The following is a 14,644-nucleotide window of genomic DNA, read 5'->3' on the forward strand; positions in this document are numbered from 1 at the left end:
GTTCAGAACCAAACGAACAAACCTGATAGAGTTTATAAATACACCCCGGTTTAAAAATTCAATGAAAGATGATTTAACTTTTTGCTTAAATTATAATCTTCTCAAAGGCCTTTCTCATTCCGTCTTTTAAAAGAACCTCTCCACAATAGGAATAGCCTCTGCCTTCAAGGATTTTCAGCATAGCAAGATTATCATGATTGGTATCTACCTTAATACTCTGAATTCCATGGGACTTGGTGAATTCTTCGATCTCATCAAAAAGTTTTTTTACCATCCCTTGTCCTGCAAATTTTTCGTCAACAGCTACTCTATGCACTACTACAAATTCACCGTCACTCAGCCATGCTCCTTCAATGGTACTGTAAGCCGGCTCATCATTCAGAATCAAAGCTGCATATACCGCAATTTCCCCATCTACTGTCATCACATAAGCGAATCCTTTGGCAATATCACTTTCTACGGTTCCAAGATTAGGATATCCGTTCTGCCATTGGGTACTTCCATCCTGTCTTCTTCTTTCTATGGATTGCTGGATAATTTCCCAAATACTGTTTCTTTCTTCAGTTTTCGCTTGTCTTAGTTTAATCTCTGGATTCATGTTGTCATATTTGATTAAAAAATGAGATGGTTTAAAGAATTAAAAATCTAGAATGACAGCTAGTTGTTTAATCTTTAAAACCTCTTCTATAATAGTTTATAATTAAAAAACCGAAAATTAATAAGAAATTAATTTTCGGTTCGAAGTAGTAAAATTTAAAATTATGAAATTGTTTATTGATTCTCACTTTGTTGAAGGTAAGCATCAATAATATCAAATGCTTTTGTTTCATCTTCCAAATCTACCATTACCTTTAGCGAAGTTGCTGTAGGTGTTGTAGTAAACGTAAGATAGTTATTTTCAACGGTATTTGTAATTTCAGCATCATCCAATTTAGACTTAACCAATTGAATTTCTGAAGGGTTATCACTTACATAAACTGATACTCTCGTACTTCTTTCCATATCCTAATTGTTTGAGTATCTAAATATACGATAATTTTTTCAAAATTACAAATTCCGAAAGTTTAAATTTTATTAATATTGTTTTCAATTTTGTCTAAAGCAAGCTGGATTTCTTCCTTTGTAACATTCAAATGAGGTCTGAAACGAAGAGACTGATCTCCACATGGAAGAATGATCAATCCATCGTTGAAAAGCTCATTCATCAGGTGGTTTCTTTGTTCTGCTGTGGGCAGATCAATCGCACACATCAGGCCTCTTCCTCTTGCATTTGAAATTTTTTCAGGATATTTTTCAGCAAAACCTTTTAAGCGTTCCAATAAGAAGTCTCCAACAACTCTTGCATTTTCTACAAGGTTTTCTTTTTCGATAACTTCCATTACCAATTGAAAACGAAGCATGTCTATAAAGTTTCCTCCGAAGGTAGAATTGATTCTTGAACTTTCTCTGAAAACGTTATTCGGAACTTCGTCAAACTTTTCTTTATTGGCTAATACACCGCAAACCTGAGCTTTTTTCCCGAAAGAGATGATATCCGGTTTTGCTGTAAAATGCTGGAATGCCCACATTTTCCCTGTAATAGCAATCCCTGTCTGAACTTCATCAAAAATAAGTAAGATTTCGTTGTCATCACAGATTCTTCTTAATCCTAATAAGAATTCGTCTCTGAAATGATTGTCACCTCCTTCTGCCTGAATAGGTTCTATGATGATGCAAGCCACTTTATTAGGGTTCATCAGGATAGCCTCTTCAATCTGAAGTAAAGCAAGGTTTTCATTTTTAATTGTTTCTTCCAGGTTTTCTTCTGTAATCGGGAATTTTAATTTTGGATTTAAAATTCTTGGCCAGTTGAACATTGGAAAATATTGGTACTTTCTTGGGTCAGAAGTATTGGTTAAGCTCAATGTATAACCGCTTCTTCCGTGGAAAGCCTGTTTGAAGTGAATGCAGATTCCTGCTTCTGTATCTAGTCCTTTTGCAAAGTTTTTGCGGGTCTTCCAGTCGAAGCATGCCTTCATTGCATTTTCAACGCCCAGACTTCCGCCTTCGATAAAGAAAGCATATTGTAATTCTTCAGGAATAACTACTCTCTCGAATACTTCAAGGAAATGAGCATATTCTTCTGAATAAACGTCAGCCAAAGTCGGCTTGTTCACAGCCATTCTTCCCAACCACTCTGATCTCTCCAAAAGATAAGGGTGATTGTATCCGATAGATGCTGATGCGAACATGGAGAACATATCCAGATATTCTCTATCTGTCAATTTATCATAAAGCCATGATCCGTGTGATTTTTCAATATCCATCACAAAATCGAAACCGTCTGCCAACACATGTCTCCCTACTGTTTCTTTTACTTTATTTGCTTTTATATCTAATGTTTGTTCCATAATAAATTGTTGTGTGATTTAATAAGTGAATGATTAAATGATCCAAAGAATGAATCATTTAATCATTCAGGTTATTAAGCTTTTTTTTGTTTTTTGAGTGCTTTAAGTAAAGCTTTTATAAATCAAATTTAATTCCTTGTGCTAAAGGAAGTTGAGCGGTATAATTTATAGTATTGGTTTGCCTTCTCATATAGTACTTCCAAGCATCAGAACCTGACTCTCTTCCTCCTCCGGTTTCTTTTTCTCCACCGAAAGCTCCACCGATTTCAGCACCGGAAGTTCCAATGTTTACGTTGGCAATACCACAGTCTGAACCTGCATGAGAAAGGAACAATTCTGCCTCTCTTAAGTTCTGAGTCATGATAGCAGAAGATAATCCCTGAGGAACATCATTCTGAATGGCAATCGCTTCTTCTAATGTTTTGTATTTGATCAGATATAAGATTGGTGCAAAGGTTTCATGCTGAACAATCTCATAAGAGTTTTTCACTTCTGCAACACAAGGTTTCACGTAGCATCCTGATTCGTAATCTTTTCCAGTTAAAACTCCGCCTTCAACAGCGAATTTTCCTCCTTCTTTTTTACATTTCTTGATTGCTTCTTCGTATTGGTTTACAGCATCAGTGTCAATAAGTGGTCCTACATGGTTGTTTTCATCCAATGGATTTCCTATTTTAAGCTGGCCATAAGCTTTTGTCAGTCTTGTTTTTACTTCATTGTATACGCTCTCGTGGATGATCAGTCTTCTTGTTGAGGTACATCTCTGTCCTGCAGTTCCTACCGCTCCGAAAACGGCTCCGATGATAGACATGTCAATATCGGCTTCTTTCGTAATGATAATAGCGTTGTTTCCTCCTAATTCAAGAATAGATTTTCCGAATCTTTCTGCTACTTTAGAAGAAACCATTCTTCCTACTCTTGTAGATCCTGTGAAAGATACCAGTGCTACTCTTTTATCATCTACTAATTTTTGTCCGATTTCGTGGTCTGATACCAATACACTTGAAAGTCCTTCAGGAAGATTATTCTCCTTTAAAACTTCAATCATTATATTCTGGCATGCAATGGCACAAAGTGGTGTTTTCTCAGATGGTTTCCAGATGGTAACATTACCACAGATCCATGCTAATGCTGTGTTCCAGGACCACACAGCTACCGGAAAGTTGAATGCAGTAATGATTCCTACAACCCCTAGCGGATGGTATTGCTCATACATTCTGTGTCCAGGTCTTTCAGAGTGCATTGTGTATCCCTGAAGCTGTCTTGAAAGTCCTACAGCGAAATCGCAGATATCGATCATTTCCTGAACTTCTCCAAGTCCTTCCTGTAATGACTTACCCATTTCGTAAGAAACAAGTTTACCAAGATCGTCTTTGTATTCTCTTAATTTTAAGCCCAGCTGTCTTACGATCTCTCCTCTTTTGGGAGCCGGGATCAGCCTGAATTCCTGAAATGCTTTTTGAGCAGTTTCAATTACTTTGTCATAATCACTTTCTCCGGAAGTTTTTACCTTAGCGATCAACTTTCCGTCCACAGGAGAAATGCTTTCTATCACCTTTCCTGAAGCGAAATATTTTCCGCCTGTTGAGGTACCTTTATTTTCTTCTTTAATACCTAAATTTTTCAGCGTTTTTTCGATTCCGAAATCCTTTACTTTTTTTGACATAAAATCTTACTTTTCGTTCTCTCTAAAGATAAAAATATTATGCGAACCTCAAAACTTTAATTTTTAATGTGTTTTTTATTTGGACTAATTATAAACATGCTTATCTTTGCAGGGTAATCATTTTGATAATCACCGATGGAAAATTCACAAGAAAACAACTCAAAGTTTAAAAAGTGGTTCAAGCGTGTAGGATGGGCGGGATTTGCTTTCTTTACCATTAAAGGCTTGATTTGGCTCGTCATATTCTACTTTGGAGCAGACACGCTTCAGAGTTGTATAAAATAAAAAAGCAGAGAAATTTTCTCTGCTTTCTTTTTTTGTAAAAGGATTACCGAATTGTCATTTTTTTATTGAAATGTTAAAAAAACAGCCCTTTTTTATATTTTCTATAATTAAAAAAAGGAATGAAATACCAAGTTCTAATTGATCATTACCCGAAAAACATCATTTATTATCTTAAACTGACCATTTTAAAACTAATCATTCTTCTTTCTCCCTGCATTGACCAGGCTCTGATGCAACAGGTATTCTATCTGTCCATTCACACTTCTGAATTCATCGCCTGCCCACTTTTCAAGAAGTTTATAAGTAGACTCATCTATCCTTATGACAAAGGATTTCTTACCTTTATTTTCCGAAGTGTTCTGAGCTTTTTCTGATTTCATTGTTCTTGTTTTTAATGCAAGATTTATTTTCCAGGTTTATAAGTTCAATCATCAGCCTGAAAATTTTAATTATTATTCTTAGTTATACAGTGTTCCCGCATTTAGGATGGGGGTTGCTGCTTTTTCACCACATAAAACCACCATTAGGTTGCTTACCATGGCTGCTTTTCTTTCATCATCAAGTTCAACGATATTACCTTCTGAAAGCTTTTTCAGGGCAAGATCTACCATTCCTACAGCGCCTTCCACAATTTTGGTTCTTGCTGCAACAATAGCTGTAGCCTGCTGTCTTTGAAGCATTGCTCCTGCAATTTCCGAAGCATAAGCCAAATGTGAAATTCTTGCCTCCTGAATCACAATTCCTGCTTTTGAAAGACGGTCTGTAAGTTCCTGTTCTAAAATAGAATTGATCTTATCTCCACCTTCTCTTAAAGTGATCGGTGCGTGATCATCTTCTAAATTGTCATAAGGAAAGCTCATGGCCAAATGACGCACTGCTGCTTCACTCTGCATTTTTACAAAGTCAGAATAACGCTCCACATCAAAAGCAGCTTTATAAGTATCTCCCACTTTCCATACGATTACAACAGCAATTTCGATAGGGTTTCCCATTTTATCATTTACCTTCAGGGTCTGCCCTTGTAAGTTCTCGGAACGTAAAGACATTTTCTGTGACGAGTACAAAGGATTGATAAAAAACAGTCCATTTTCTTTTACCGAACCTACATATTTCCCAAAGAAGTTCAATACTCTTGAGTGATTAGGCTGAATGATCATTAATCCTTTCAGAAAAAAGCACGAAGTAAGAAAACAAAGCATGGCAATCACCACATAGGCAATACTTTGATCTACTCCACTAACAAAGAAGTAAACTGCTGCCACAAACAAAGCAAGACAGATGACCAGTGTAATGTAACCTGACATAGGTTTTAATGTTTTTTCCATAATTGAATTTTATTTTGATATTATTTTGATATCATAAAGATGGCAATAAATTTTGAATTATGAGGTATTAATTATATTTTTTTTTGAGAGGTTCGGGATAAGGGTAAATCGTACAGAAATAAAAATGGTTTCGAACACTTTTGAATTAAAAAAAGAAAATATAATAATTAAGCTACGGGAAGCCATAAGGAAGTTATTGGATGAGAAAATACTTTTGTAAAAATTTAAATTTAAAAATTATGAAAAAATTCATGTTATCCGCTGCAATGACCATGACAGGATTGATGTTTGGACAAATCACACTTGATAAAAATTTTGTTTCTGAAAATTTGCAAGCTTACACCAATGCTGATGAAACGTTTTATTATTCGGTAGGACATTCTGTGAATGAAGTAAAAATCTATAAAGCAGATTACTCTATTTACAAACAGTTTACTCCAGCTGTGCCAAGCGGGTATAGTATGTTTATAGATCAATACAATAACAATTTTATATTATCTAAAAATATTTTTAACACTGATAATAAACTGGAAATTATTATCACATTTGAAAAATACAATCCTGCCACCTTTGAAAGAGAATACATTATAAAAATTTACAATGAAGACGGAAATACAATACATGAGTTTGGTCCAAATTATAAGTTCACTGATGAATATGACATCAATATTTATCACGACAATACCGCTAATATCAATAAGCTAAGATTATTCAACCAAAATACAAATTCAACTGAAATTTATAGCTTGCCAACAACCTCACTTTCTGCAAAAGAAATTCAGTCAAAAGCCCAACTTTCTGCCTTTCCCAATCCTACGAATAAGATTTTAAATATAATAAATCCGGGGAAAGGCTCAAATACAGTAGAAATTTATGAAAGCACAGGAAAAAAGGTTTTAACTCAGCATTTCAATATGTCGGACAGCAGAATTTCAATCAATGTTGAAAACTTACCTGTTGGAACTTACTTTTATCAGATAGGTGAAATGCGCTCTAAATTTATTAAGAACTAGCCCATTATTAATTTCTATATTCATAAAAAAATCCCGGAAAAAGAATTCCGGGATTTTGCTTTTTATATGTTTGAAATTTTATTTCTTCGTTAAAGTTTTAAACTTGAAATAAGATACTGCTGATAGCGTAATCATTGTTGCGATTCCGATATATACCCAAGCTGGTACTGGCACCGGATCTCCTGCTGCATACGAGTGAAGTCCGCTCAGGTAGTAATTTACCCCAAAATAAGTCATTACCATTGAGCAGAACGCAAACATTGTTGCTACGTGGAATGCCCATCTGCTTCTCAATCCAGGTACTAACCTCATGTGCAATACAAATGCATATACCATGATGGAAATGAAAGCCCAAGTTTCTTTCGGGTCCCAGCTCCAGTATCTTCCCCAAGATTCGTTGGCCCAGATCCCTCCTAAGAAGTTTCCTACCGTTAATGCAAACAATCCGATTGTTAATGACATTTCAGAAACGACTACCAATTCTTTTAATGTTGTGTCGTGGTGAATTTTATACGTTTCTTTATTGGATATAATATAGAATACCAATGAGATTACAGCAATGATCATTGACAATGCAAAGAATCCGTAACTGGAAGTAATAATTGCTACGTGAACAATCAGCCAATAAGACTTCAATACCGGAACAAGCGGTGTGATCTGCGGATCAAGAGCAGAACCTCCGTGTGCAAATCCCATCATGATTACAGCCACCATAAATCCAGAAGCAGGAATCAGAGCATTGACACCAGCTCCTCCTTTATTATTCACTAAATTCCCAACCGCCAAAGCTGCTCTCTGGCCCAAATTAGGTTTTGTAAATCTAAAATAGAACGACAAACCAGCTGTAATACCTACCCATGAAATAAAGATGATCGCTTCATATCCGTTACTCCAAGGAGCGTGTCCCGAGATATACCATCTTGCTACAAGACCTAAGAAATGACAAATGTATCCTACTAATCCAACGTAAATAGTCACTTTGATAGTCTTGCTTAATACTTTATTTGGCTTGAATAATTCAACAAACCCTAGAATTAAAAGAAGACCTCCAATGATGGTATAGAAAATCAATAATTTGAAGTTAATATCCGCTTTATTCATGAAAACCTCAAGATCAACTTTAGATTTTGCAGGAACTACTGCTTTCCCCCATTTCTGCTGATACTCTGAAAGCTTTGCCAATTCTGCATCCGCTTTGCTCCAGTCTCCTGATTTCTGAGCACTAAGTGCTTCAGCAAAATAAGGTCCCATTACCTGCTGAGATTCCATATCCGGTTCGAATTTCTGATCTAACCATGAATGCCATGTATGATTGGCATCATTTTTCACAGGAACAATTCTCATAAACTGACCGCTAAAGAACTCGTTGAAGATCTGTACTCTTTCGTTTACAGCAATGACTTCTTTATCATAATTGGTCTGGTCAGCCGGTTTCTTACGGAAAGCCGTATTGTAATCATGATCTAAAATATATGTTAGATTACCATTAGCATCCGCCGGGAAAAGGTTCATCAGTGAAGTATAGCCATCTTCATCAGCCTTTGTTTTATTTTTCAGTTCATCACCCCCTTTCGGTCCCACTTTGATCATTGGAACCATTGTCCAGCTTGGAGTGTCTGTATTGATAGAGAGGAACCATTGGTTAGCAGTAAGCGATTTTCCGTCTGTTCCTTTAAATTCGTCTTTTTTATACAATTTTCTTAAAACATCTAATGCTTCTGTATTGATAGGAACAATTCTTCCTTCAAAACTTTGCACCAAAAGGTATCCGAATTTATCCGCATGCTCTTTACTGATTTTGTTTCTCGCAATGATTTCATCCGGAGAGATAGATCTCATTTTACCCATTGGAGTTGCCAATGAGTTACTCTTTGGAGCAGCACCATCAAGCGGTTGAGCAGATGGAGCCGGTGCGTGAGAATGATTATCTCCTTCTACATGGATGTGCTCTCTGCTTCCGTCAGTAGTACCATGCGTTTCGATTTTCTGTGCATTTAAACCTAAGCTTAAAAGAACCAATAATACGGCAGCAGCTTTCTTCTTACTAGCATCTACAAGCATTTTATTTAATTTCCAGAAGTGTGTTCCTTTCCAGAAGAAAATAACAAACATTCCTAAGAATAAAAGACCATATCCAATGTAAGAAATCAAAGTTCCCCAGAAATCATGATTTACAGAAAGTACTGTTCCCATTCTGTCCGGGTCAAAACTTGACTGGAAGAAACGGTATCCTTTATGATTAAGAACGTGGTTCATATAGATTTTATAAGGAATTTCTTTACCTTCATCAATGATTTTAATGTGACTTTCATAAGCACTTGGAGACGAACTTCCAGGATAAGTTTCCATAACGAAATCATCCAGTTTCAATGCGAAAGGCGTGTTGTATACTTTAGGTCCGAAGCCTACCATAATGTTTAAACCATCCATAGTAACCTGTTTGTAAGCATTTGGATTTCCTCTTTCAACAGAAAGATCTACCAAACGTTTTGTTTTTGGTCCCTGAAGCTCAATCTGAAGCATATCCGGAACACTAGCATCTTTCTTTCTGTCCCCTTCAATAGCAATCAGTCTTCCTTTTTTAAGGCCTTCAGGAACTACAAGTTTTAATTCGTTGATTGTATATAAACTTCTTAATGCTAACGGCTGGAACTCATTTTTAACGGTAGTTCCGGTAGCCTGAGTAGCCATGGTCATATAGTTGGCATCCACAGGAGTTTTGATGAACAATTTCCCGCCTTCATTTTTGAATTCAACAGCTCCTTCAATAGCTCTGTTGAATGTCACCAAAGTTCCGTTGATCGATTTTGTCTCTCCCGGTTTGATGTAAATGTTTTGTCTTCCGGTATTTCCGGTAGAAACCAAATGAAGATACTCTGCACCATTTGGCTCAGCTACAAGGCTGTCTTTTTTTCTTTGAATGTATTCCTTAGCAAACACTTTCACTTCTTTTCCGTGGAAGTCATAAGTTGCATTGAAATCTTTGTGCAACGGTGACATCAGATAAGGAACATCCTGATAGTTAAGAACATCTCCTTTTTCTTCGATCTGGATTTTAAAGAAATTTTTATCCGTTACGATTTCGTTGGAAGTCTCACCTTCTCTGATGTGCATTTGCCCTTCAAAACTGATGTATCTTGTGATAGCACCCCCGATGAAAATGAAAATAAAGGCAAGGTGGAAAACAAGAACCGGCCATTTTTCCTTTTTCCACAGTCTATATCTTCCGATATTGCCTATGAAGTTAAGAATGAGCACGACCATGATCAGTTCGAACCATTTGGCCTCATAAATTAATGCTTTTGCTGTAGGAGTTCCGTAGTCGTTTTCTAAGAACGTTGCATAAGCCATCGCAAATGCGTACACCAGCAACAATACAGCCATTGTTCTGGTTGAGATAAGAATATCTTGGAGCTTCTTCATGATTTATTGTACTTGACATGCAAAAATAAGCATGATAAACTACAAAGAGCGTAAAAAAAGCTGTTTTTTGTCACTTTGGCCCCGGTTTTGCTTATTTTGAAACATTCTTAATAAGCCCAAAAATATTAGGAAAAATTCAATTTTAAAAATCTGCGGAATCCAGATTTATAATACCTATTCTGCTGATTGAAGTCTTCTATCTCGCAACCTTTAAAAAGTCACAAAAACACTAATAGACAAATAGTTAAAATCCTTTATATTATTTTAAAAAGGAAATAAAAATATAAACTATTTCCCCAAATTTATTTTCTTCCTGATTTTACTTAAAAATTCATGGGTAATTCCCAAATAGGAAGCCACCTGCTGCTGAGTCAGTCTTTGTTCTAATCCCGGATATTTTTCAAGGAATTCCAAATATCGTTTATCAGCGGTTTTGCCCGTTAAAGAAAGAATTCTTCTTTGAAGTGCCACTGAAGATGTTTGGTTCATGATTCTGAAAAGCTTTTCTATCTGAGGCATTGTTTCGTACAAGACCTCTTTATCTTTTTTTGAAATCATCAATACTTCACTATCCTCAAGAGCTTCAATGTTCAATATAGAAGGAACATGATTGATCAAACTGTCTATATCTGTAATCCACCATCCCTCCACTGCAAAATATAAAGTCTGCTCAAATCCGGTTTCGTTCAGGTAATAAATTTTAAAACACCCCTTCAAAATAAAACCTTCAAAAAGGCAATGGTCTCCTTCTTTGAGAACCATTTCTTTCTTTTTAAACGTTCTGGGTTCAAAAGGTTTTATAAAGCGGTTGAAATCTTCATCTGACAGATTTATATATTGACTGATATTTTTATAAAGTAAATCGGACATTCTTCTGTTTAAGCAAAATAAAGGTATCAAAATTATTGACACCTTTACAACCCTCTATTATGTTAAGTTATTTTCTATTTAAAAAATCATTTGTATTGACAACTTGGGCATAAAGATTTCCCAAGGCAGACATTCCCGCTAAAAAGGATTTCTGTACTTCTGCAGCTTTTACAATTTCTCCGTTCAGTTCCCGGTTTCTCGTTGCCGTGGCATCACCGATAATCATCGTATTGCTAAACCCAAAATCAAAAGCGGCTCTGATAGTGGCATCCACACACACATCTGTCATCATTCCTGTGATCACCAGATTTTTAATTTTCTTTGATTGAAGATAAGTCAAAAGATCATTTTCCCTGAAGCTGTTTGGAAAATGCTTGACAATTACTTTTTCATCTTCTTTTGGTGAAACTAAATGATTGATTTTAGCACCATCCGTATCCGGGAGAAAAAAGGTTGCTCCCTCATTGTCAGAAATATGTTGAATATGAATAACAGGAAGATTATTTTTCCTGAAATATTCTAAAACCTTTTTACTGTTTTCTCCAGCCTGTTCAGCTTTTTCCAATGTCATTTTTCCTCCCTGGAAATAATCATTTTGTACATCGATAATTAATAATGCGGTGTTTTCCATTTTTTGTTTTTGTTGTGCGTTCATTCTAATCAGTGAAATAAATACCAGACCTAAGGTCAGAATCGTTTTGAGTCTATTTTTCATATGTGAAATTTTATGAGACAAAATTACATAGGCTCCCGATCTTAACCTTTGAACTAGTTCAAAAAAGTAACTAACCTTCTGTAATATCAATCATATTATTGAATATTATTATTTTTTTTATTCCTGTAGAATTAAATAAGAAATTTTATTATCTTTTTAAAAGGAAACAAAAAACAACTAGTTAATATAATTTAACAGGATCAGATTTGGATAAACAAAAAAAATAGTCTTATTTTATTTTTATTTTATTTTCTCAATAGCAGAAAATATTTTTTAATCAAATTTTAAATAATCGCTGTAAAAAGCGGGATTTCCAAAATGTTTTTTGGAGAAAAAGATTCTTTTAATGTTGAAAAAACATTAAATTTGTGACACTGATATTATGGACAAAAAGACACAAAAAAAACAGACTGAATCGCCTGAAAAAGGCAGAATTTTATCTAAGCCCCGTATTTTTTCCGGGCTTACTTTTATACTTTTCTCGGCTGTTCTTGCATTCTCATTCATCTCTTATTTAATGAACTGGAAAGCAGATCAAAGCCAGGCGGGAACGATGCTGGACAAGACTATAAAATCTTCAAATATCTTTGGCAAGGTAGGCGATTGGCTGGGAAATATTTTCATTTTCGAAAGTATTGGTATTGCCTCATTCATTATTGCATTTTTATTTTTGGTAGTCGGTACGCTGATTCTTAAGAAAAAAATCTTCAAACCCTGGAAAACCATCGGGCATTCTTTATTTTTCATCTGCTGGCTTCCTATTTTCATGGGGGCACTTACCAAAGGGCAAGGTGTTTTAGGAGGAGTCTATGGATTTCAGATTATGGATTACCTTAATTCTATCATTGGGACAGTAGGCCTATGGACTGTATTGGCTGCAAGTATCCTTTTATATTTTATTCTTGAATTTAATCTTCGTCCAAGTTCCATCAAAGCAAAACTGGACAAGATCAATGAAAATACGATTGGAAAAGTAAAATCTATGATTCCTGATTCTGATGAAGATTTCGATGCTGATGAAGAATTGAAAGAGGAAATAGAAGAAACAGAACAGGAAGATGCTCCTCGTGTTACGGTAAGTGAAGTTTCCAATAACTCAATCAATACAAAGAAAGAGCCAGCACCAGTGAGTATTCCGAAAGGATTTCCTGAAGTTCCGCTTTCTACCGATATAGAAACAATTACAACTCCCAATCATACTTCTTTTGAAGCGGAGCCAAGAGAAGTGAACCAACCGGTAAGCTTAAATTTATCTACAAAACCAATTATTCCGGTTTCCACTCCGGAGGAAGCATTTGATATCAGACCTTCTACCCCGTCTTCTGCAGCAACTTCCCCTGCGCAGGAAAATATTAAATTCAATGTAGAAGTAGCTCCGGTTATTGATATTCTAGACGATTCTGATAAAAAATCACAGGAGCTTGTAGAAAAACACGGTTTGTACGACCATAAGCTGGACCTTGCTAATTTCCATATGCCGCCTGTAGACTTACTGAAAGACTATGGAAATGAAGAGATTTCCATTAACAAGGAAGAATTAGAAGAAAATAAAAATAAGATTGTTGGACTTCTGAAGAATTTCAACGTAGGAATTGCAGAGATCAAAGCTACCATCGGTCCTACCGTTACTTTATACGAAATTGTTCCGGAAGCGGGAATCAGAGTAGCAGCCATCAAAAAACTACAAGATGACATCGCGCTGAACCTTTCTGCTTTAGGAATCAGAATTATTGCTCCGATGCCTGGAAAAGGAACAATCGGTATTGAGGTACCAAGAAAAAATCCTACGATGGTTTCTATGCGTTCTGTAATTGCTTCTCAAAAATTCCAGAATACGGATATGGATCTTCCGGTGGTTTTCGGTAAGACTATTTCCAACGAAATCTTTATGGCTGACCTTTCAAAAATGCCTCACTTGCTGATGGCAGGAGCAACAGGTCAGGGTAAATCTGTAGGAATTAATGCCATTCTTACTTCCCTTCTTTATAAAAAGCACCCAAGTGAACTGAAATTCGTTATGGTGGATCCTAAAAAAGTGGAGCTTTCATTATATTCAAAAATTGAAAGACATTATTTAGCAAAACTGCCGGATGCGGAAGAAGCGATCATTACAGATACCAATAAAGTAATCAATACCCTGAACTCTCTTTGTATTGAGATGGACACCCGATACGACCTTCTTAAAAATGCTTTCTGTAAAAACTTGAAAGAGTACAATAAGAAATTTACAGAAAGAAAATTGAATCCTGAAAACGGACACCGTTATCTACCTTATATTGTATTGGTAGTAGACGAGTTTGCAGATTTGATCATGACAGCAGGAAAAGAAGTTGAATTACCGATCGCCAGACTTGCACAGCTTGCAAGAGCCGTAGGTATTCACCTTATCGTTGCAACACAAAGACCTTCTGTAAATGTAATTACAGGAATGATCAAGGCCAACTTCCCTGCAAGGGCTGCCTTCAGAGTAATTTCCAGTGTAGACTCCAGAACGATCCTTGACTCTCCGGGAGCAGATCAGCTGATTGGTAAAGGAGACATGCTTTATTTCAACGGAAACGAGATCTTAAGACTTCAGTGTGCTTTCGTAGACACTCCGGAAGTAGAAAGACTGGCAGAGTTTATTGGAGAACAGAAAGGTTATGCTTCAGCATTCTTACTTCCTGAATATGTTTCTGAAGATTCTACAAGTTCAGTAGGTGCTTTTGACCCAAATGAAAAGGATGCTTTGTTTGAAGATGCTGCAAGAATTATAGTTTCTACTCAACAGGGATCTACCTCAATGCTTCAGAGACAATTGAAACTGGGGTATAACAGAGCCGGAAGAATCATGGATCAGTTGGAAGCAAGTGGTATTGTAGGAGGTTTCAACGGAGCTAAAGCAAGAGAGGTGATCATCAGTGACCTTCATTCTTTGGAACAGTTTTTGGAAGATCTGCGTAGTTAAAGGGAAAATC

At 36.0% G+C, this 14,644-nt stretch carries 11 protein-coding genes; 2 read left to right on the top strand and 9 right to left on the bottom strand.

Features of this window, described 5'->3' with window-relative positions:
* Window positions 1-85 precede the first annotated feature (85 nt).
* From AC07UM_RS00955 to AC07UM_RS00980, 6 genes are all read right to left on the bottom strand, one after another.
* Window positions 86-598, bottom strand: a complete 513-nt coding sequence (locus tag AC07UM_RS00955) for a GNAT family N-acetyltransferase (RefSeq protein ID WP_494682890.1) — start codon at window positions 596-598, stop codon at window positions 86-88.
* A gap of 173 nt (window positions 599-771) precedes the next feature.
* Complete coding sequence (locus AC07UM_RS00960) at window positions 772-1,002, bottom strand: DUF2007 domain-containing protein (protein ID WP_103233441.1); 231 nt, start codon at window positions 1,000-1,002, stop codon at window positions 772-774.
* A 62-nt stretch (window positions 1,003-1,064) separates the two neighbouring features.
* Window positions 1,065-2,390 carry an L-lysine 6-transaminase gene (gene lat / locus AC07UM_RS00965; RefSeq protein ID WP_494682889.1) on the bottom strand — a complete coding sequence of 442 codons (1,326 nt, stop codon included), beginning with the start codon at window positions 2,388-2,390 and terminating at the stop codon, window positions 1,065-1,067.
* 115 nt (window positions 2,391-2,505) lie between these two features.
* Window positions 2,506-4,056, bottom strand: a complete 1,551-nt coding sequence (amaB, locus tag AC07UM_RS00970; RefSeq protein ID WP_103234564.1) for an L-piperidine-6-carboxylate dehydrogenase — start codon at window positions 4,054-4,056, stop codon at window positions 2,506-2,508.
* A 476-nt stretch (window positions 4,057-4,532) separates the two neighbouring features.
* Window positions 4,533-4,721 (bottom strand): type II toxin-antitoxin system antitoxin, encoded by a 189-nt coding sequence (locus AC07UM_RS00975; RefSeq protein ID WP_494682888.1) that lies wholly within the window; start codon window positions 4,719-4,721, stop codon window positions 4,533-4,535.
* A gap of 78 nt (window positions 4,722-4,799) precedes the next feature.
* The gene (locus AC07UM_RS00980; RefSeq protein WP_494682887.1) at window positions 4,800-5,666 is read right to left on the bottom strand and encodes an SPFH domain-containing protein; all 867 of its coding nucleotides are present in this window, start codon (window positions 5,664-5,666) and stop codon (window positions 4,800-4,802) included.
* Window positions 5,667-5,905: 239 nt separating this feature from the next.
* On the opposite strand from AC07UM_RS00980, the gene AC07UM_RS00985 reads away from it, so the two are divergent.
* Window positions 5,906-6,679, top strand: coding sequence for a T9SS type A sorting domain-containing protein (locus AC07UM_RS00985; protein ID WP_494682886.1), 774 nt, complete (start codon window positions 5,906-5,908; stop codon window positions 6,677-6,679).
* Window positions 6,680-6,757: 78 nt separating this feature from the next.
* Here the strand turns inward: AC07UM_RS00985 and AC07UM_RS00990 are convergent, their stop codons facing one another.
* The 3 genes from AC07UM_RS00990 to AC07UM_RS01000 all read right to left on the bottom strand — a co-directional run bounded on the left by AC07UM_RS00990 (window position 6,758) and on the right by AC07UM_RS01000 (window position 11,687).
* Window positions 6,758-10,102 (bottom strand): cytochrome c biogenesis protein, encoded by a 3,345-nt coding sequence (locus AC07UM_RS00990; protein ID WP_494682885.1) that lies wholly within the window; start codon window positions 10,100-10,102, stop codon window positions 6,758-6,760.
* Window positions 10,103-10,390: 288 nt separating this feature from the next.
* Window positions 10,391-10,972, bottom strand: coding sequence for a Crp/Fnr family transcriptional regulator (locus tag AC07UM_RS00995; RefSeq protein WP_494682884.1), 582 nt, complete (start codon window positions 10,970-10,972; stop codon window positions 10,391-10,393).
* Window positions 10,973-11,039: 67 nt separating this feature from the next.
* Window positions 11,040-11,687 (bottom strand): cysteine hydrolase family protein, encoded by a 648-nt coding sequence (locus tag AC07UM_RS01000; RefSeq protein ID WP_494682883.1) that lies wholly within the window; start codon window positions 11,685-11,687, stop codon window positions 11,040-11,042.
* A 382-nt stretch (window positions 11,688-12,069) separates the two neighbouring features.
* On the opposite strand from AC07UM_RS01000, the gene AC07UM_RS01005 reads away from it, so the two are divergent.
* Entirely contained in the window at window positions 12,070-14,634 is a 2,565-nt protein-coding gene (locus tag AC07UM_RS01005) for an FtsK/SpoIIIE family DNA translocase (protein ID WP_494682882.1), read from the top strand.
* Window positions 14,635-14,644 lie beyond the last annotated feature (10 nt).

The sequence above is a fragment of the Chryseobacterium sp. GW821-FHT04C04 genome (genome assembly GCF_059420365.1).

Bases quoted from the DNA above. Each gene is read 5' to 3' on its own strand.
- AC07UM_RS01005 (WP_494682882.1), top strand. From the start codon at position 12,070: ATGGACAAAAAGACACAAAAAAAACAGACTGAATCGCCTGAAAAAGGC.
- AC07UM_RS00975 (WP_494682888.1), bottom strand. From the start codon at position 4,721: ATGAAATCAGAAAAAGCTCAGAACACTTCGGAAAATAAAGGTAAGAAA.
- AC07UM_RS00955 (WP_494682890.1), bottom strand. From the start codon at position 598: ATGAATCCAGAGATTAAACTAAGACAAGCGAAAACTGAAGAAAGAAAC.
- AC07UM_RS00985 (WP_494682886.1), top strand. From the start codon at position 5,906: ATGAAAAAATTCATGTTATCCGCTGCAATGACCATGACAGGATTGATG.
- lat (WP_494682889.1), bottom strand. From the start codon at position 2,390: ATGGAACAAACATTAGATATAAAAGCAAATAAAGTAAAAGAAACAGTA.
- AC07UM_RS00990 (WP_494682885.1), bottom strand. From the start codon at position 10,102: ATGAAGAAGCTCCAAGATATTCTTATCTCAACCAGAACAATGGCTGTA.
- AC07UM_RS00980 (WP_494682887.1), bottom strand. From the start codon at position 5,666: ATGGAAAAAACATTAAAACCTATGTCAGGTTACATTACACTGGTCATC.
- AC07UM_RS00995 (WP_494682884.1), bottom strand. From the start codon at position 10,972: ATGTCCGATTTACTTTATAAAAATATCAGTCAATATATAAATCTGTCA.
- AC07UM_RS01000 (WP_494682883.1), bottom strand. From the start codon at position 11,687: ATGAAAAATAGACTCAAAACGATTCTGACCTTAGGTCTGGTATTTATT.
- AC07UM_RS00960 (WP_103233441.1), bottom strand. From the start codon at position 1,002: ATGGAAAGAAGTACGAGAGTATCAGTTTATGTAAGTGATAACCCTTCA.
- amaB (WP_103234564.1), bottom strand. From the start codon at position 4,056: ATGTCAAAAAAAGTAAAGGATTTCGGAATCGAAAAAACGCTGAAAAAT.